Raw genomic sequence first — 17,358 nt, forward strand, 5'->3', positions numbered from 1 at the left:
GGCCGGAACGTAGGAACCACGGGCGTCGGTGTAGGCGAACGCCTGAATGTATCCCTGGTTGACCAGCCGTCGGTAGGGCTCCCGGGAGCTGACGTGACCCAGGTCGTAGAGGACCTTGTGCCAGAACCGCGCATACAGCAGGTGCAGCACCGCGTGTTCGGCTCCCCCGACGTACAAGTCGACGCCGCCGGGATCATCCGGGCCGTGTTCGGCCGGCCGCGGGCCCATCCAGTAGGCCTCGTTCTCCTTGGCGCAGAACCGCTCCGAGTTGTGCGGGTCGGTGTAGCGCAGCTCGTACCAGGAGCTGCCCGCCCACTGCGGCATCACGTTGGTGTCGCGGCTGTAGGGCTTCAGCCCGTCGCCCAGGTCCAGCTCGACGTGCACCCAGTCGGCCGCCTTGGCCAGCGGCGGGGACGGCTCGCTGCCGGCATCGTCGGGATCGAACAGGACCGGCGAGTAGTCCGGCACGTCGGGCAGTTCGACGGGCAGGGCGGCCTCGTCGAGGGCGTGCGGGCGTCCATCGCCGTCGTAGACGATCGGGAACGGCTCACCCCAGTACCGCTGGCGCGCGAAAAGCCAGTCTCGCAGCTTGAATTCGATGCGGGCGCGGCCGCGGCCGTCGGATTCCAGGCGGGCCGTCATCGCCTTCTTGGCCGCTGCCACGTCCATGCCGTCGAGGAAACCGGAGTTCACAAGCACCCCGTCGCCGGTGTACGCGGCCTGCGAAACATCGCCGCCGGCAATGACTTCCACGATCGGCAGGCCCAACTGGTGGGCGAAGTCCCAGTCTCGCTGATCGTGGCCGGGTACCGCCATGATCGCCCCGGTGCCGTAGCCGGCCAGCACGTAGTCGGCGATGAAGACCGGCACCGGCTCGCCGTTGGCCGGGTTGGTCGCGTAGGCGCCCAGGAAGACGCCGGTCTTCTCCCTGCTCTCCTGGCGTTCCAGGTCGGACTTGGCGGCGATCGCGCGGCGGTAGGCGGCGACGGCGTCAGCCGGCGTGGCGGCGTCGTAGGTCCAGGCGGGATCGACACCGTCCGGCCAGGCGGTAGCGACCAGCCGGTCGACCAGGTCGTGCTCGGGCGCCAGGACCAGGTAGGTGGCACCGAACAGCGTGTCGGGCCGGGTGGTGAACACCTCGACGTCCACGGCCGCGCCATCGCTCGTGGCCGCCGAGAACAGCGCCTGCGCGCCGGTCGAACGGCCGATCCAGTTGCGCTGCATGGTCTTGACCTGATCGGGCCAGTCCAGTACGTCCAGGTCGTCGAGCAGCCGGTCGGAATAGGCGGTGATGCGCATCATCCACTGCCGCAACCGTTTCCGGAACACCGGGAAGTTGCCGCGGTCGCTGCGGCCGTCGGCGGTGACCTCCTCGTTGGCCAGCACGGTACCCAGCCCGGGACACCAGTTCACCATCGAGTCCGCGCGGTAGACCAGGCGGTGGCCGTCGATCACGTCGGCCCGCTCCCCCGCCGACAGCGCGCCCCAGTCCCGCCCGTCGTCGAGGCGGCGTGCACCGGAATCGAATTCGGCGACCAGTTCGGCGATCGGGCGGGCCTTGCCCGCCGCCGTGTCGAACCACGCGTTGTAGATCTGCAGGAAGATCCACTGCGTCCACTTGTAGAACTCGACGTCGGTGGTCGAGAAGCTGCGCCGGCTGTCGTGGCCGAGACCGAGCCGGCCCAGCTGGCGCCGGAAGTTCACGATGTTTGCCTCGGTCCGGGTCCGCGGATGGGTGCCGGTCTGCACCGCGTACTGCTCGGCGGGCAGCCCGAAAGCGTCGAATCCCAACGCGTGCAGCACATTGTGGCCGGTCATCCGGAAGTAACGCGCGTACACGTCGGTGGCGATGTAGCCCAGCGGGTGGCCGACATGCAGCCCCTCCCCCGACGGATAGGGGAACATGTCCTGCACGAACAGCTTGTCCTCGGGCACCGGGGTCCCTTGCGGCGGAGCCAGCGCGCCCACCGGGTTGGCGACGTTGAACGTGCCCAGCCGCGCCCAGTTGTCCTGCCAGGTGCTCTCGATGCGGCTCGCCAGCGCCGCGGTGTAGCGGTGCGGCGGCGCGTCGGAGTCCGGCACTGGACCCGGCGCTGTGGCGCTGCCGGTCGCGGCGGTCGGGGATTCGGTCACGCCAACAGGGTATAAGGGCCGCCCCAGCGCTCCCGCCGGCCACGGGTTGGTCTCGTTTCCGTCGCGCGGTGATCAGAGCTTCATCCCAGCTCTATTTCGGGCCTGTTCAGCGCATTTGACCACTGGATACAGTCAGCCACTATCGACGGGCGCTCGTGTCGAAGCCTCGTGGGAAGGACCGACGCAGATGATTCAGTTCGCCCCGACCCAGCGGGCATTCCTCGGGGGTATGGTTGCCGGCTTGATCGCCGTCGGGATTGTCGCGGGCGCCAAGGCATCGGCGGATCCCGTCCTTCCCGCACCCGCCCCGGCCGTGCCCGCGCCGGCACCGGTGCAGCCCAACGTCCCCGCGGCGCCCGGCGGGGCGGGCGGCAACCGCGTCCTCGCCACCCCACCGGTGTCGAATGCGTTGGTCCCGCCGAGTCCCGCGGTGGCCGGAGCCGCCGCCCCGGTCGCACCGGCGCCACCGGTGGCGGCACCCGCGATCACCGGAACGCTCCGCGAATACCTGCAGACCAAGGGCGTCAAGCTGGAAGCCCAGAAGCCCCAGGGATTCAAGCCGCTCGACATCACACTGCCGGTGCCCACCCGCTGGACCCAGGTACCCGACCCCAACGTGCCCGACGCGTTCGCGGTGATCGCCGACCGCCAGGGCAACAGCATCTACACCTCGAACGCGCAGGTCGTGGTGTACAAACTGGTCGGCAACTTCGATCCCAGAGAGGCGATCACGCACGGCTACGTCGACAGCCAGAAGCTGCCGGCCTGGGAGGCCACCAACGCCTCCATGGCCGACTTCGACGGGTTCCCGTCGTCGGTGATCGAGGGCACCTACCGCGACGGTGACATGATGCTCAACACGTCGCGGCGCCACGTCGTCGCCACCTCCGGGCACGACAGGTATCTGGTGTCGCTGGCGGTCACCACCGACCGCGCCCAGGCGGTCGCGGACGCGCCGGCCACGGACGCCATCGTCAACGGGTTCCGTGTCGCCGTGCCCGGCGCACCGGCCCCCGCGCCAGCTCAGGCACCCGTCGCGTCGCCCGTCGGCCTCCCCGGCGCCGCGCCCGCCACGGCGCCGGGCGGGCTTCCCGCCCCGGTGCCCGCGCCGGTACCGGCCACGGCCCCGCTGGGCCTTCCCGGGCAGGCGGCCCTGTCCAACCAGACGCCGCCCCGGCAGCCGATGCCCAACCTGCTGGCCCTGGTGCCGGGCCTGCCGCCCCTGCCGAACCTGCACCTCGGTCCGCAAGGCTAGCGTCGGCGCAGGCCCTGGCGCGCGCGCTCCCGGGCCGGCTCGTATTGTGGGCCCATGCTGATCGCGGGGGTGTTGTGTGTGTGCGCGGCGGCGGCATCCGCCGGGTTCGGGATCTGGTCGCTTTCCCGGGGGCACACCGCCGACACCGTGCAGCGGGCGCTGCGGGCGATGGCCCCCACCCAGCTGGCGGCCGCGGTGATGCTCACCGCCGGCGGTGTCGTGGCCCTGGCCGCCTCCCCGCACACCGCCCTGGTCGTGCTTATCGTCTGCGTCGCCGGTGCCCTGGGCACGCTGGCCGCCGGCTCGTGGCAGAGCGCGCGCTTCGCGCTGAATCAGGCGGCGACGGCCCCCGGCTGCGGTGGAGCCTGCTCCGGCTGCACGCAGTCCTGCGGCTGACGGCGCCCGGGCTCAGTTGCGGCTGACGTCGATCGGATGGGTGGCAAGCAGCGACATCGGTAGCGGCTGCCGACGCAGCACCTGCCCCCACAGGTCGGTCCGCGGCCCGACGAGGACGTCGGAGGGCAAGGCCGACAGTACAATCCAGTCGTCGCGCTCGATCTCGCCTTCCAGCTGACCGATCGTCCAACCGGAATATCCGGCAAAGATCCGCACGCCCTCGACCAGCGGCGCGATCATATCCGGGTCGGCGTCCAGGTCGACCATCACCACCCGGCCGGTGACGTGACGCAAACCCGGCACGTCCTGCGGGTCGGCGCCGACGCGCAGCGTCGCCAGGCACAGCGCCGCGTCGCGCTTGACCGGGCCCCCGATGAACATCGTCTTGGGCTTGGCCACCAGCTTGGTCCACTGCGGCAGCACGTTGTACACGGCAGTCTCGCTGGCCCGGTTGACCACGACACCCAGCGTGCCGCCCTCGTTGTGTTCCACGATGTAGATCACGCTGCGCCGAAACGTGGGTTCGAGGAGATTGGTGTTGGCCAGCAGCAAGGTGCCCGCACGCACCCGCTGTGCGGCGCGCGCGACAAAGTCCTCGGGATCTTCGGGCGGGGCCATTACTCAATCATCGCATCCTCGGGCCCTCTCGCCCGGGGGAATCGAGCGTCGCCCGCAAATATTTGTACTGTTGTGGGAAGCGGCGTCGACCGCAGCGATCGTGCCTGCCCCCTCACGGAAGTCGGTTCTGTGACTGAAACCCGGACGCCCACGCGCGCACCCGCGGACATCTGGCGGTCGGTGCGCGGTTTGCCCGATTTCTGGCGGCTGCTGCAGGTGCGCATGGCGAGTCAGTTCGGGGACGGTCTGTTCCAGGCGGGGATGGCCGGGGCGTTGCTGTTCAACCCGGACCGGGCCGCCGACCCGATGGCGATCGCCCGCGCGTTCGCGGTGCTGTTCTTGCCCTATTCGCTGCTGGGGCCGTTCGCCGGGGCGCTGATGGACCGCTGGGATCGGCGCCTGGTGCTGGTCGGCGCCACCGCGGCCCGGCTGGTCCTGATCGCCGCGATCGGCACCATTCTGGCGGTGCGGGCCGGAGACATGGCGCTGCTGATCGCGGCGTTGTTCGCCAACGGCCTGGCGCGGTTCGTCGCGTCCGGGCTGTCGGCGTCGCTGCCGCACGTGGTACCGCGCGAACAGGTCGTGACCATGAACGCGGTCGCTACCGCGTCGGGCGCCGTCGCGGCGTTCCTGGGCGCCAACTTCATGCTCGTGCCCCGCCTGCTGATGGGCGCCGGCGACGACGGCGCCTCAGCGATCATCTTCCTCACCGCGATCCCGGTGTCGATCGCGTTGCTGCTGGCGTTGCGGTTCGGCCCCCGGGTGCTCGGCCCGGACGACACGGTGCGGGCCATCCACGGGTCGGCCCTGTACGCGGTCCTCACCGGCTGGCTGCACGGGGCGCGCACGGTCATGCGCTACCCGACGGTGGCCGGCACCCTGTCGGGCCTGGCCGCGCACCGGATGGCGGTCGGCATCAACTCACTGCTGATCCTGCTGCTGGTCCGCCACCTGAGCGGGCCTCACACCGGGGGACTGGGCACCGCGCTGATCTTCTTCGCCGCCACGGGCCTCGGGGCGTTCCTGGCCAACCTGCTGACCCCGGTCGCGGTCCGCCGGTGGGGCCGCTACGCCACGGCCAACGGCGCGCTGGCCGCCGCCGCGCTGATTCAGACCGCGGGCGCCGGGTTGCGGATTCCGGTCATGGTGGTGTGCGGCTTCCTGCTCGGCGTAGCCGGCCAGGTGGTCAAGCTGTGCGCGGACTCCGCGATGCAGATCGACGTCGACGACGCGTTGCGCGGGCACGTGTTCGCGGTGCAGGACGCGCTGTTCTGGGTCGCGTTCATCGCCGCGATCACCGTGGCCGCGGCGGTGATCCCGGCCGACGGACACGCCCCCGCGTTCGCGCTGTTCGGGTCGGCTCTGTACCTGGGCGGGCTGCTCGTCCACGCCTTCGTGAGCAGGCGATGATGGCCGGACCCGGGCCGATCGTGGCCGACTTGCGCGCCGAGAGCGACGGCCTCGACGCCCTGGTGGCGCCGCTTCGGCAGGACCAGTGGGCCCTTCCGACTCCCGCACCGGGCTGGACCATCGCCCACCAGATCGCGCACCTGCTGTGGACGGACCGGGTCGCGCTCACCGCGGTCACCGATGCGGCCGCGTTCGCCGCCGCGCTCGAGGCCGCCGCGGCCGACCCGGACGGCTTCGTCGACGCGGGCGCGGCGGAACTGGCGGCCCTACCGCCGTCGGAGTTGCTCAGCGAGTGGCGGGTGTACCGGGCGCGACTGCACGAGGCGCTGCTGGCGGTGCCGCAGGAGCGCAAGGTGCCGTGGTTCGGCCCTCCCATGAGCGCCGCGTCGATGGCCACCGCCCGGCTCATGGAGAGCTGGGCGCACGGCCTCGACGTCGCCGACGCCCTCGGCGTCACCCGGCCCGCCACGCCGCGACTGCGGTCGATCGCCCACCTCGGGGTGCGGACCCGCGACTACGCGTTCTTCGTCCACAACCAGGCCGCCCCGGCCGAGCCGTTCCGCGTCGAGTTGCGGGCCCCCGACGGCGACATCTGGTCGTGGGGGCCGCCCGACGCCGCCCAGCGGGTCACCGGAGCGGCCCTGGACTTCTGCTTCCTGGTGACTCAGCGGCGCCCGCTCGGCGAACTGGACATCACCGCCGAGGGCGCCGACGCGCGGCGCTGGCTACAGATCGCCCAGGCTTTCGCCGGCCCGCCCGGCGCCGGCCGCTGAGGCGGCGCGGCGCGCTCACTGCAGGGGGCCGCCGTAGGTGGCCTCGTTCTGCGTCTCGGCCTCTTCGCGCAGGGCGGCGATCGCCAGATTCAGCCGGTCCGCCAGCTCCGCGTGGGTGTAGCCGGTCATCACCCCCGGGTGCAGCGTCAGCTGCAGCAACCTGCCGTCGGAGTTGGCGACGGCGTGGACGTCACCGAGATCGACGCTATAGGTGACGGTCTCGGCCCGGGCGACCAGCGCCTCCCACTTGTCGGCCGCCTCACTCAGATCGCGCAGCACCGCGTCGACGAGATCCCTGCCGCTCAGGTTCGCGCGACCGCCCGATCCCGACACGCCGCCAAGTATCCTTCAGCGCTCCGACCAGCGTCAATTCATGATCGTGGGTTCACTCACCAGGTGCTGCGTCCAGTTTCTGGAACCAGGCCAGGTGGTAGTTCGCCGAGGTCGCGTCCCCGGTGACGGCGGCCTCGGTGGCCGCCAGCAGCAGACAGTCGAGCAACAACCCGGGGCCCGCACCGGGATGCTGCACCGACAGTTGGTGCAGCGCGGTGTCGAGATGCACCCGCAGCAGGTCCACCTCGTCGTCGAGGACCCGGGTCCCGCCGGCCGCCGCCGCGGCCAACGCGTGCACGAGCCGGGGCAGGCCCGCGCGCCCACGCGTCGCGTCGCTGAGCACCCGCCCCCCATCCGGGACCGGGGGCAGTTCGCGGGGGCGCACCGAGGACGTCGTCGGGTCCAAGTCGTCCGGCCAGCCCAGGCGGTCCCCGGGAGCGTAGGCCGCGACGCGCGTGACGTCGCCTACCAGGCCGGCGACCGTGCCGGTCCGTCGCTCCGGCGGCAGCAGTCCCACGTCGGCCGGAAGCGCGATACCCGGCGGTATCCACCCGTGGGCCAGGTCGGTGACCAGGACCGTGCTGCCGTCGGCCCGGTCGCCGACCGCCCAGTTCAGCCGCGGTGCCTGACGGGCCGCGAAGGTCAGCAGACGGCGCAGTCGCTGGTCGGCCGACTCGGCACCGGCGGCCTCGATGAGCTCGATGACCGGGGTGACCTCGGCTGCGGGCGCAGCCTCCTGCTCGGCATTCCCCGACGCGGTGGCGCGGTGCCGGCCCTGCGGGGCTGCGGCTTCGTGACCGGCCACCGGCGCGTCACCCCGCAGCGCGTGCAACTGGCGGATCGTCGACTCGACCCGTTGCACGGCCAGGGCGCGGGCCTCGTCGACGATCCGGGCCTCCTCTTCCTGCCGGATCGACTCCACCAGTCCGGCCCGCTGCAGCCTCTTCAGCACGTCGTTGGCGCTTTCGACGATTCGCTGCAGATCGGCCTTCAAATACTCTGCGAGCGTGGCAGTTTCGGCGGTGACCGGTGAGAGCAAGGCGGGCCAGAGCCCGCCCGTCACCCACGGGGTGCAATCGACCGGAGCGCTGAAGGCCGGGATCGCCAACGATTCTCGCGTCGCCCTCCGCAGACGCCGACGCGCCGTTATCCGATCCATCACCACCGGCCCAGCGTAACGGCATCTCACGCGCGCATGGCTAAGTCGGTGAATTGTGCTGCCGCGCAGGCATGGGTAGCGTGCAGGCATGGCTGAATCTGCCCTGCAGCAGCAACTCGACGAAGTGCGCGCCCTGCTCGCGCGGGCGCGGGAGTTGTTCGGCCCCAATCCGATCGAGCCACCCACCGATATCGCACCGGATCCCGGTGCGGTCGAGACGTGGCTGGGATAGGCGGGTCCGTGTCCCGGCCGCGCGGCTACCGCACGCCGTCGCGGCGCCGCAGATCGTGCGCCAGCAGCTTCTCGATCGCGGTGTCGAGGTCGTAGGGGGTGGGGACCTGAGCCGACGGCGTGTGGCCGGCGGCCAGGATCTCGTCGCGCACCTCCAGCAGCGCCTTCAGATGCGACACGTCCGCGGTCAGCAGGATGCCCCGGGCCAGCGTCTCGGCATCGGTCTCCATCGCCTCGTCGCTCAGCGTGACGCTGTACAGGTAGCCGCCGCGGCAGGACCGGACGAGGATGTGCCCGCTGGGGTGGACGGTGTCGAAGGCGGGATTGGGGTCGGTCATCGACCGCCGTCGCCGATGCCGCCGAAGTCGTTGGCCGCATCCTGCTCGTGCTGTTCCCACCTGCTCGCCGACACCCGCAGCTTGTCGGCCATGGCGGCGTGGTCGTCGGCTTGCTGCTCGTAGCACTGGCGCCTGAGCTCGAGCAGTTCGCGCCCGGCGTCGCGCAGGTCGCCGAAGATCGGCCCCAGGGAGTCGAGGCTTTCCTGGATCGCGGCATGCGTCGACGGAACGGTGCGCAGGTAGTCGGAGGCGTCCAGGTGCTGGGCGGCGGCGTGCCGCAGCTGCGCGGGCTCCACGTGGATCGAATCGGCCATCCGCTGTCTCCTGTTCATGCACCGCCGGGGGACCCGGCGAGTTCGCTGTTGGCAGTGGTTTTGTCGGCGATCACATGCCCGCCGGCCGGGTCGGTGTCGGATTGTCGGGACCGGCCGGGGCGGCCGTCGCCGCCGGTGGGTGCTCCCAGCCTAGGAAGTCCGGCCCGCTCACGGTGGCGATGTGTCGAATCTGCCCGTCCAGGAGGGCCTTACCGGGCCCGAGGGCCAGTGCATGGCGGTCGGTGAGCATGCCGATGTCGCCGGGTGTGACGTCTTGCGGGTCGATCGGATCGGCGACCGCGGTGCCCGGCGCGGGGATGGTGATGCCCTGCCGTGCAAACGCCTCGGCGATCGGCGTTCCGGTGACCGCGGCCTTGATGGCACCGGCCACCTGTGGGCTGGCGGCGGTCACCTTTTCGCCGTCGGGCAGGATGACCGCGGTCGGTCCCGCCGCGGGTGCGTGCGTGGTCGCCAGCCCGTCGTGGTTCTCGGCGTCCTGTGTCGAGGGTGCCGTTTCGTCACCCGGATCCGACTCTTCGGGTCGCTGCAGGCCGTCGTCGTCGAGGTCGCGCAGCGCCGACTCGAGCTCGCCGTCCTGCAGACCGCGAGCCGGCAGGGCCCAGTCGGCCGGGGCACCCGGCGCCGTGCCCGGCCCCGACAGCGGCCCCGTACCGAAGGCGGGAAGGGCCGGCATCGCCGGCGCCGCCACGGCCGGCGGGGCCGCGACGCCTTCGGCAGGCACGGGTCCGGGCGGGTCGGTATCCGGCGCGCCGGGGTCGTCGGCCGACAGCATGTCCAGCAACGGATCCCACTCGGCGCCGGGGTCGTCCGACGCCTCCGACGACTCCGCCTCCTCCGACGGGTCGTCCACGGCGTCCGCGCCGCCTTTGGCGGCGCCGTACAGCGACGTCCAGGCGGCCATCAGTGCCGATTTCGACGTGTCATCGAGGCTCGCGCCCAGCACGACCGCTCGGATGTCCCTGAGCTTGCCGATGAGGAATCGCTGGAAGTCGCGCGCACCCGCCGGGGTGTCCAGGTCGGAGCGCGTGCGTACCGCGGCTTCGGTCTCCTGCTGCAACCCGCTCAGCGCTTCTTTGCCCTCGACGGTCGTCAGGTGTGCGTTCAGGATCGCCGAAACGACCTGCAGGTCCAGCTGCGAAACCGCCGAATTCTGTTGGGCCAGCGCCGCTTCGGCGGCCGCTATGGTGTCGGCAGCAGATCCCGGCGTGGGCCCCTCCATGACGGGCGACAGTACCCAGGCGGATTGGGATCGACAATTCACGGTCGGCGCGGCTGTGCCCGGACGCACCCGCTAGCCGACCGGCGCGGCGTACTGTGCCCGGAGGCGCTCCAGCACAGCCCGTTTCGCGCGGCCGAGCTCGTCCGCTTCGGCGACGACCGCCCTGATCTCACGCAGCTTGGCGACCAGGAACTTGTGCAATTCACGCGCGCCCAGAGGCGTATCGGCGGCCAGGGCTGCCCGGTCGAGGACCGCGCGGTCGACCTCCTCGGCGATGGCATCGAGGCGGCGGATGCTCGCCCGGGTCGCGGCGTGCACGCTGGCCAGCACGTCCGCCAGGACACGGTCGGCGTCGGCCGCGGTAGCGTGTCGGCCCGCCAGCGCGCCTTGGCGTGCGCGCAGCGCTGCGACCGAGGGCCCGGCTTGCTCGGACATGTTCAACCCCTTCGTCGGGTGGCGGGGCGGTGGTTGGTCATAGCGGGCGTCGAATCTGAACGCTGCCGCCCAATCGGGCGATCCGCACCGATGCCCCCGGGTAGGGCGCTTCCACGACCAGACCTTTGCCGATCGCCAGCTGCACGTGACCGGCGTGCGGGAACACCAGGTCACCCGGGCGGACTTGCGAACGCGGCACCGGGACACCGTCGTGAATCTGCTGATAGGTGGTGCGGTCCAAATGAACCCCGGCCTGGGCATAGCACCACTGGACCAGCCCGGAACAGTCGAACCGCTCGGGGCCGGCCGCGCCCCAGACGTACGGTCGTCCCAGCCGCGACAAGGCGGCGTGCACAGCGCGGGCGGCGCGATCGTTCGGGGACAGGTCCAGCGGTCCGCGGTGGTGCGCGAGCCGGTATCCCAGGGCCCGCAGCGTCGCGGCGTGTCGTCGGGATCGCGCCCGGGCGGCCAGCACGTGCGCCTGTTGCGCGCGTAGCCGCGCCGCCCGCCGGCGCATCGCCTCTCGCTGGGCCATCGGCGTCCGCGGGGGCGCGGCGGCGTCGGCGCGGGCCTCGTCGACGACGCTCTTGGTCAGCCGGTGGGCACGTTCCCGGTCCCGGTGGGCTTCGGCGACGACGCGGCCGGCCTCGGCATCCGTGCGGGCCGCCGCCGCGCGCCGTCGCCGGCCGCGATCGGCGGCCAGTTCGTAGGCGCGTTGTCCCGCACCGACATTCGGCGCCTGCAGGTAACGCGCCGCACCGCGGTGCGGCGGCCGCCCCGCGTCCCACGCCGGCGCTTCGGTGTGGCCGGCGAACAGGCGATGGGCCCGGTCGAGCACCATGAGTTCACTGTCGATCACTGGTCCCCCTCGGAGTCGTCGCGCTCGGTCGCATCGCGAGCCGCCGATTCGACCGCCTCGGTGAAGGCGCGGACGCGGGGGAGGGCCCCCGGTGGAACGGCCCCCCTGTTGCGGATGTCCCACACGTCCGCGGTCTCGACACCCAGCAGAGCCGCGATGACCGTCTCCGGTAGCGACGAGCGCGCACAGGCGCGGTCGAAACGCGCACCCAGGCTCTGCGGCATCCGGTCCAGCAAGGCGGCGCGCGTGGCCTCGAGCGCCCGCAGGTGCTCCATGAGCCGGCCCGTCGAATCCGCGCCGGCGTTCACGGCCACACGCCAGGAGCCGGCGGCCAGCATCTCCGCCTTCACGCACTGCGCGATCACAGAGAGAATATACGTCTCATATTCGTTTGATGTCGTCGCGGGTAGTCGTTCGATGACCGATTGGAGGGCGTCGAGCTGCGCTTCGGCATAGCCTTCGAGCACCTCGGTGTCGCTGTGCCGGTCGACCACCACGGCCCCCGGGCGTCGGGCGGCCGTCGCGTCGGGCGGCTGCGCCGCCATCATCCGCGCCAGCTCGGCATCCGGATCGGCCGCCACGAGCAGCCGCGAATACGTCCCCGGCGGCAGACCTAGCCCGTTTTCAACCTTCTGAACTGTGCTTTTGTGCGGCTTGCGAGCCCCGCGCTCCAAGAAACTGAGTCCCATGACGCTGACACCGGTGGTCGCGGCGAGGTCGGCCAGCGACAGATCGCGCGATTCGCGCAACGCGCGGATGGCCGCGCCGGCCGATTCACGGCTCACCACACGCTCCGGCCATACGGCGGATATTACACAGCCCGCGAGCCCGTCCTTTGTTATACGTTTTTGTCACGGTTCTCTTGCGCGCCGGGCAACCATGTGTATACGCTTCTATCGACGTTTCAGCCCGAGAAGGAGACCGGCATGGGACATCCCTGCGCAACCAATCCGGAACTGTGGTTCGGCTATCCCGACGACGACGGCGCCGACGGCGCGGCAAAGGCACGCGCGTACGAGGCGTCTGCGACCGAGGCCCGCATACAGTGCCTGCGCCGGTGCCCGTTGGCGCAACAACGCCGGTGCGCCCAGCACGCCATCGCGCACCGGGAGGAGTACGGCGTCTGGGCCGGTGTCAAACTGCCCGGCGGTCAGTACCGCAAGCGCGAACAGCTTGCCCGCGCCCACGACACGTTGCGCCGCATCGCGAGCGGCGAGATCAATTCGCGTCAGCTCCCCGACAACGCGGCCCTGCTGGCCCGTCACGAACACGATGCCGTTCCGGCGGCGGCGGTGGTACTGCATCTGCCGATCGCCCACGCCGGGCCGCGCTCGGCCGCCTGAAAGGCCCACCCGACCCGTTTGCTGTGCCGATCGGCCGGCTAGTCGAGCTTCGGCACCACCGAGGCCGTCGAGACCCGTGCTCGAGGAGGCGGCCCTTGCGCGGCTTCTACGGTCCGCTCTTCTACCGCGATCTGATCGCGACCCCACCGGGTTGTCGCTGCCGATGTTCGTGGAGGAGCTGTCCTGGGGCTGCGCCGCGAGCGGGCTGGCGATCGTCATGCCGGCGCTGGCGCTCTCGGCCATCGGCCAGGCAGCGACCCCCGAGCAGATGCTGGAATGGGGCCCCGAATGCTTCGGCACCCCAGGCGATCTGAAGCTCGCTGCGCTGGCGATCTCCGCACCCGAGGGCGGCAGCGACGTACGAACCTGCGCACCCACGCCCGTCGCGACGGCGACGATTGGGTCATCGACGGCCACAAGATGTGGATCGGCAACGGCGGCATCGCCGACGTGCACGTCGTCAACGCGGTCGTTGACGAGGAACTCGGCCAACCGCGGGATCACCCGCGCGGCTCTGGAATACGCCGAGCTGGCCACCCAGATCGATGCCGCGCGGCTGCTGACCTGGGGCCTCGTGGATGGCGGCCAACCGCATCCGATTGGAGCGGGGGTGAGCGCTCGATGTCGAAGTGGACCGCCAGCGAAGTAGCCGTCACGGCGACCGGGCGGGCCATCCAGACGATGGGCGGCTGGGGCTAGATCACCGACCACCCGGTCGAGAAGTGGTATCGAGACGCCAAGCCGTACACCATCTTCGAAGGCACCAGCTAGATCCAGCGGATGGTCATCGCCAACGCGCTGGGCGCCGCCGTCGGCACCCCGCCGCTGCACGTGGTGATCGAGCCGTCCGGGGACCGCTGAACCGGATCTTCAGCCGCGGCACCCCGCTACGCTCCCGCGCCGCCGACACGGCCCTGTCAATGCAGGATTGCGTTCCCGCACCGATCATGCGGCTGGCGATGAAGGTCCTGCGGCCGCCCGGCAAGTGAGCGGGTACGGTCGCGATTGTCCGCTTACCGGAACCCCAGGGAGATCAGATGCCTGTCGACAAGACCGGCGCCCACGCCACCATCAGCGCCGAGGAGGGCCGGTACACGATTGCCGTCGACAACCGGGTCGTCGGCCACACCTCATTCGCCGACCGCGGCGACCAACGGGTGTTCGACCACACTGAGATCCACCCCGAATTCGGTGGACGCGGCCTGGCGACCCTTCTGGTGGAGGAGGCGCTCGACGACGCCCGCGATGCGGGCAAGCGCATCGTCCCGGTGTGCTCGATGATCGGCACGGTGCTGCGCAAGCATCCCGAATTCGACGACCTCACCGATCCCGTCACCGACGACGTCCTGCGGTGGCTGCGGATCCAGTCCAGCAGATAGTTTCACCGACGCCGCCGCCCGCAGCGGGCCGGTTACTAGCCGGGGGGAGTCCCGACGCAGACGCCACCGGCGCACGCCCCGGCGCCATTGGGCCCGGCCGAAGCCCCGGCGCCCGGCACACCCGCGCTCGCCCCGCCGGGACCTGCCCCGGCGCCCGCGCCACCCGGCGCGTTCGTGGTGACTCCGCCGGGCCCGGTCCCTGGTCCGCCCGGCTCGGCGGGCGGCGGGGGCGGCGTGGTCGGGGTGGTGGTGGGCGGGGTGACCGTCGTCGTGACCGTCGTGGTCGACGGTTTGTTCTCGTGGCCGCTCGAGCCGCAGGCCGCGGTCAGCGTGCTCAGCCCGACGGCCGTCGTCAGCGCTGCGGCCACGACGAAACGGCGGGCGGTCGGATTCTCGATCATCATGAGTACCCAATCTGTTGAGGGGAGGGGCGATCTCCTTAGGGCATCTACCCACTCGGGCACGATGTCAAGCGCGATCCTCGCCAGAAGGTTGGTGCGCTCCGGAACCCGCGGCGTGAGGAAAGCCATGAGCCGGGGAGCTGGTCGGTATGGCAGCAAATAGCCTGGTCCGTCCCGCGCGCGGGCAGTGTGGACCTGGCGATGCTGCAAAAGTTGATTGCCGATGCCGGCCGGGACGTGTTCGCGGGAATGTTCGATGAGCCGACGCGAAATCAACCACCATCAACGCGGTCGATCCGTCGCAGACCCCGGGCGGATCGGAGTCACCCGGACGACATGGACCCCGTCGCGGAAACCGTCACGACGACGCCGGCCAATAGCAGCGCATCGGCAGTGGCGGTGTCGACGCGGAACTCGGAACCTTTGGTGCAGCTGACCGAACCATCGGAGGTTTGGAAGTCTCGGACGAATCTGATCCTCACCTGATCGTCGGGCGACGGCGTCATGCACACCACAATACATCGGTATTGCACATGCGTGTTACAGTACGCTTCGTACCGTGTCGGAGATGACATCAGCAGCAACGAGCCCGGACGCAGTCGATCCGGCGAGCTCGCCGAGCGCCACGCGGATCCGGGCTGCGGCACTTCGGCTCTTCGCCGCCCAGGGCACGGCGGCGACCTCGCTGCGCACGATCGCCGCCGCGGCGGAGGTTTCCCTGGGGTTGGTGCAACATTATTTCGCCACCAAAGCCGACCTCATCGGCGCCGTCGACGCCCACGTCCTCGAGGTTGTCAGTGCGGTGATGGCGGAGCCGGTCCCTGATCCGCCCGCCGACTCGGTCGCCGAGATGGGACGCCGGGTGACCGCTCTGCTAGTCGAACAGCCCGACGTCGTCGACTACGTTGTCGACGCGGTGGTCAGCGGGCGGCCGCTGGGGACGGTCGTTTTCGACGGGCTGGCCGCCCTCGGCGCCGATCGGTGGAACGAGCTCAACGACCTCGGACAGACCCGACCGGACCTGGATCGGCTGTGGGCGCCGCTGCATCCCCTGGTCCTGGTCCTGGGCACCCTGGTTCTGCGTCCTCACCTCGACCGTCACCTTCCGCAACCGTTCGGCACGCCCGCCCAGATGCACCGCTGGGAGGAGTCGGTCAACGCGCTGCTCCGCGAAGGACACCTGCGCAGCGGCGGTCCTGGCGCCGCGGCCGAGAGCTCCGGCGGCACAGACCTTTAGCTCGTCTCGACTAGTCGCTGACGTGCAACGGGCCGATGCCGATGAGGTGGTCGCCGACCAGGCCGATGCCGGTGTTGTAGTTGCCGGTGTTGAACAGGCCCTGGTTGAACGTGCCGTGGTTGCCCACGCCCAGCAGGCTCAGCAGGGGCACGGGCAGGCCCTGGTTGTTGACCCCGACATTGCCGATCCCGACGTTGTCGATCCCGTTGTTGAACATGCCGAGGCTGCCGAATTGCGTCAGCGGATTGCCCGGTGTGAAGTTGGGGCTGACGTTGCCGATCCCGATGTTCACACTGCCGCTGTTGAAGGCCCCGACGTTGTCGATACCGGTGTTGAACAGACCGAAACCGCCGAACTGGCTGATGGGGTTGGTGGGGGTGAAGTTGGGGCTGACGTTGCCGATACCGAAATTCAAGGTCCCGGTGTTGAAGAAACCGAAGTTGCCCTGGCCGACATTGCCGTAACCGTAATTGGCCAGCGTCGCCTGGGCGGCCGCGGCGCTGTTGCCCATGCCTTGCCCCAGGCTCTGCAACGGCAGAACGTTGGCGGCCTCGGCCGCCGCATACGTCTGCCCGGCGCCGATCAATGCCTGGACGAACCGGGCGTGAAAATCTTCGACGAGCGAGCTCACCTGTTGATATGTCGTGGCGTGTGTGGAAAACAACGAGGTCACCGCGACCGACACCTCGTCGGTGCCCGCTGCCAGCACGCCGGTCGTCGGGGCTGCGGCCATGGCGTTGGCGGAGCGGATCGCCGAACCGATGCCCGCCAAGTCTGATGCCGCATTTTGTAAAAACTCCGGCATCGTAAATAGATTGGACATCTCAAACCTCCCGACAGTTTGGGTGTGCACGACTCACCGTACAGGCCGCAATGCAGCTCCGTGCGGGAAAATTCCATTTGGACCGGAAATCAGATGTATGAGACTGCGCCTCGGTGTTTCTTGAATTCTCAGCAGTGTGAAAGCTATGGACACCCATTCCACCAATGCGACGCAAGTGCTGGGGGAATGATGTGGCATTACTGGAACGCGTCGTGAAGGGTTTTCCGCTGCTGCCCGCCGCCGCGAGTTACCGGTCTACGAGGCGATTCGGACATCCAGCCCGGTATTGCGTCGTATATTGGTTCACCGCGCACGCTTTTGATACGTCCGGTGAACGTGTGCCGGCGTGCAACCGAATTCCATGTTCACCGCCGCGGATCGTGGGCTTCCCGGTTGGGCCTATTGTTCCGTTTCTGTGACATCGCCAATCCACAGCTGCCCGTACCGACCGTATCGACCAATTCGGAGGACTTGTCTCGCGCCGCGCCGGCCGAGGCCGCCAGGAACTTCCACCGCACGCCCAAAGAAAAAATCCGAACCCCGACGGGGGTTCGGACCAATTCCGATGTCGTGAGACATCACTCCGGTGGGCGAAGGGGGACTTGAACCCCCACGTCCCGAAGGACACTGGCACCTGAAGCCAGCGCGTCTGCCATTCCGCCACTCGCCCCGAAAATCAAC

The 17,358-nt window shown here is 70.1% G+C and carries 21 protein-coding genes, 1 tRNA gene and 1 pseudogene; 9 read left to right on the forward strand and 14 right to left on the reverse strand.

Annotation, left to right across the window (positions count from 1 at the left end; all coding sequences use genetic code 11):
* The coding region (locus tag AC2VOR_RS14425) for a class I tRNA ligase family protein (protein ID WP_486963993.1) at positions 1-2,133 on the reverse strand (2,133 nt) is incomplete at its 3' end.
* Between the two features lie 187 nt (positions 2,134-2,320).
* On the opposite strand from AC2VOR_RS14425, the gene AC2VOR_RS14430 reads away from it, so the two are divergent.
* Entirely contained in the window at positions 2,321-3,388 is a 1,068-nt protein-coding gene (locus tag AC2VOR_RS14430; protein WP_369736272.1) for an LpqN/LpqT family lipoprotein, read from the forward strand.
* A 54-nt stretch (positions 3,389-3,442) separates the two neighbouring features.
* A complete protein-coding gene (locus tag AC2VOR_RS14435; RefSeq protein ID WP_369736271.1) occupies positions 3,443-3,784 on the forward strand; it encodes a hypothetical protein in 342 nt (113 codons plus the stop codon).
* Between the two features lie 12 nt (positions 3,785-3,796).
* On the opposite strand, the gene AC2VOR_RS14440 is transcribed toward AC2VOR_RS14435, so the two are convergent.
* Positions 3,797-4,402 carry a YqgE/AlgH family protein gene (locus AC2VOR_RS14440; protein WP_369736269.1) on the reverse strand — a complete coding sequence of 202 codons (606 nt, stop codon included), beginning with the start codon at positions 4,400-4,402 and terminating at the stop codon, positions 3,797-3,799.
* Between the two features lie 129 nt (positions 4,403-4,531).
* Here AC2VOR_RS14440 and AC2VOR_RS14445 point away from each other — a divergent pair, with 129 nt between their 5' ends.
* Positions 4,532-5,812, forward strand: a complete 1,281-nt coding sequence (locus tag AC2VOR_RS14445) for an MFS transporter (protein ID WP_369736268.1) — start codon at positions 4,532-4,534, stop codon at positions 5,810-5,812.
* Positions 5,812-6,585, forward strand: a complete 774-nt coding sequence (locus AC2VOR_RS14450) for a TIGR03084 family metal-binding protein (RefSeq protein WP_486963994.1) — start codon at positions 5,812-5,814, stop codon at positions 6,583-6,585. Before AC2VOR_RS14445 ends, AC2VOR_RS14450 begins: the two co-directional genes overlap by 1 nt.
* A 15-nt stretch (positions 6,586-6,600) precedes the next feature.
* On the opposite strand, the gene AC2VOR_RS14455 is transcribed toward AC2VOR_RS14450, so the two are convergent.
* Entirely contained in the window at positions 6,601-6,918 is a 318-nt protein-coding gene (locus AC2VOR_RS14455; protein WP_486963995.1) for a DUF2710 family protein, read from the reverse strand.
* 52 nt (positions 6,919-6,970) lie between these two features.
* Positions 6,971-8,077: a DUF5632 domain-containing protein gene (locus AC2VOR_RS14460; RefSeq protein ID WP_369741360.1), complete on the reverse strand. Its 1,107-nt coding sequence runs from the start codon at positions 8,075-8,077 to the stop codon at positions 6,971-6,973.
* A gap of 88 nt (positions 8,078-8,165) precedes the next feature.
* On the opposite strand from AC2VOR_RS14460, the gene AC2VOR_RS14465 reads away from it, so the two are divergent.
* Positions 8,166-8,309, forward strand: a complete 144-nt coding sequence (locus AC2VOR_RS14465; protein WP_369736265.1) for a hypothetical protein — start codon at positions 8,166-8,168, stop codon at positions 8,307-8,309.
* A gap of 25 nt (positions 8,310-8,334) precedes the next feature.
* Here the strand turns inward: AC2VOR_RS14465 and AC2VOR_RS14470 are convergent, their stop codons facing one another.
* The 6 genes from AC2VOR_RS14470 to AC2VOR_RS14495 all read right to left on the reverse strand — a co-directional run bounded on the left by AC2VOR_RS14470 (position 8,335) and on the right by AC2VOR_RS14495 (position 12,279).
* Complete coding sequence (locus AC2VOR_RS14470; RefSeq protein WP_369736264.1) at positions 8,335-8,646, reverse strand: DUF2694 family protein; 312 nt, start codon at positions 8,644-8,646, stop codon at positions 8,335-8,337.
* Positions 8,643-8,960, reverse strand: a complete 318-nt coding sequence (locus AC2VOR_RS14475) for an ESX-1 secretion-associated protein (RefSeq protein ID WP_369736262.1) — start codon at positions 8,958-8,960, stop codon at positions 8,643-8,645. Before AC2VOR_RS14475 ends, AC2VOR_RS14470 begins: the two co-directional genes overlap by 4 nt.
* 70 nt (positions 8,961-9,030) lie before the next feature.
* Positions 9,031-10,200, reverse strand: coding sequence for a DUF4226 domain-containing protein (locus AC2VOR_RS14480; protein ID WP_369736261.1), 1,170 nt, complete (start codon positions 10,198-10,200; stop codon positions 9,031-9,033).
* 72 nt (positions 10,201-10,272) lie between these two features.
* Positions 10,273-10,635, reverse strand: coding sequence for a DUF4226 domain-containing protein (locus tag AC2VOR_RS14485; protein ID WP_369736259.1), 363 nt, complete (start codon positions 10,633-10,635; stop codon positions 10,273-10,275).
* 37 nt (positions 10,636-10,672) lie between these two features.
* On the reverse strand, positions 10,673-11,476 hold the full coding sequence (locus tag AC2VOR_RS14490; RefSeq protein ID WP_369741359.1) for a C40 family peptidase: 804 nt from the start codon (positions 11,474-11,476) through the stop codon (positions 10,673-10,675).
* 14 nt (positions 11,477-11,490) lie between these two features.
* On the reverse strand, positions 11,491-12,279 hold the full coding sequence (locus AC2VOR_RS14495) for a helix-turn-helix domain-containing protein (RefSeq protein ID WP_369736258.1): 789 nt from the start codon (positions 12,277-12,279) through the stop codon (positions 11,491-11,493).
* A gap of 141 nt (positions 12,280-12,420) precedes the next feature.
* Here AC2VOR_RS14495 and AC2VOR_RS14500 point away from each other — a divergent pair, with 141 nt between their 5' ends.
* The 3 genes and pseudogenes from AC2VOR_RS14500 to AC2VOR_RS14510 all read left to right on the forward strand — a co-directional run bounded on the left by AC2VOR_RS14500 (position 12,421) and on the right by AC2VOR_RS14510 (position 14,216).
* Positions 12,421-12,837 carry a WhiB family transcriptional regulator gene (locus AC2VOR_RS14500; protein WP_369736257.1) on the forward strand — a complete coding sequence of 139 codons (417 nt, stop codon included), beginning with the start codon at positions 12,421-12,423 and terminating at the stop codon, positions 12,835-12,837.
* A 73-nt stretch (positions 12,838-12,910) separates the two neighbouring features.
* Positions 12,911-13,826, forward strand: a pseudogene (locus tag AC2VOR_RS14505) (acyl-CoA dehydrogenase family protein); the annotation flags it as partial.
* 48 nt (positions 13,827-13,874) lie between these two features.
* Positions 13,875-14,216, forward strand: coding sequence for a GNAT family N-acetyltransferase (locus tag AC2VOR_RS14510; RefSeq protein WP_369736256.1), 342 nt, complete (start codon positions 13,875-13,877; stop codon positions 14,214-14,216).
* 35 nt (positions 14,217-14,251) lie between these two features.
* On the opposite strand, the gene AC2VOR_RS14515 is transcribed toward AC2VOR_RS14510, so the two are convergent.
* Together AC2VOR_RS14515 and AC2VOR_RS14520 are read right to left on the reverse strand one after the other, a co-directional pair.
* Positions 14,252-14,617 (reverse strand): hypothetical protein, encoded by a 366-nt coding sequence (locus AC2VOR_RS14515; protein WP_486963996.1) that lies wholly within the window; start codon positions 14,615-14,617, stop codon positions 14,252-14,254.
* 323 nt (positions 14,618-14,940) lie between these two features.
* The gene (locus AC2VOR_RS14520) at positions 14,941-15,123 is read right to left on the reverse strand and encodes a hypothetical protein (RefSeq protein ID WP_369736254.1); all 183 of its coding nucleotides are present in this window, start codon (positions 15,121-15,123) and stop codon (positions 14,941-14,943) included.
* A 62-nt stretch (positions 15,124-15,185) separates the two neighbouring features.
* Here AC2VOR_RS14520 and AC2VOR_RS14525 point away from each other — a divergent pair, with 62 nt between their 5' ends.
* Positions 15,186-15,854: a TetR/AcrR family transcriptional regulator gene (locus AC2VOR_RS14525; RefSeq protein ID WP_486963997.1), complete on the forward strand. Its 669-nt coding sequence runs from the start codon at positions 15,186-15,188 to the stop codon at positions 15,852-15,854.
* A gap of 10 nt (positions 15,855-15,864) precedes the next feature.
* Here AC2VOR_RS14525 and AC2VOR_RS14530 read toward each other — a convergent pair whose 3' ends face one another.
* Together AC2VOR_RS14530 and AC2VOR_RS14535 are read right to left on the reverse strand one after the other, a co-directional pair.
* Entirely contained in the window at positions 15,865-16,677 is an 813-nt protein-coding gene (locus AC2VOR_RS14530; protein ID WP_369736252.1) for a PE family protein, read from the reverse strand.
* A gap of 587 nt (positions 16,678-17,264) precedes the next feature.
* A tRNA-Leu gene (locus tag AC2VOR_RS14535) sits at positions 17,265-17,347 on the reverse strand.
* Positions 17,348-17,358 lie beyond the last annotated feature (11 nt).

The organism is Mycobacterium sp. TH-M103, from assembly GCF_057473785.1.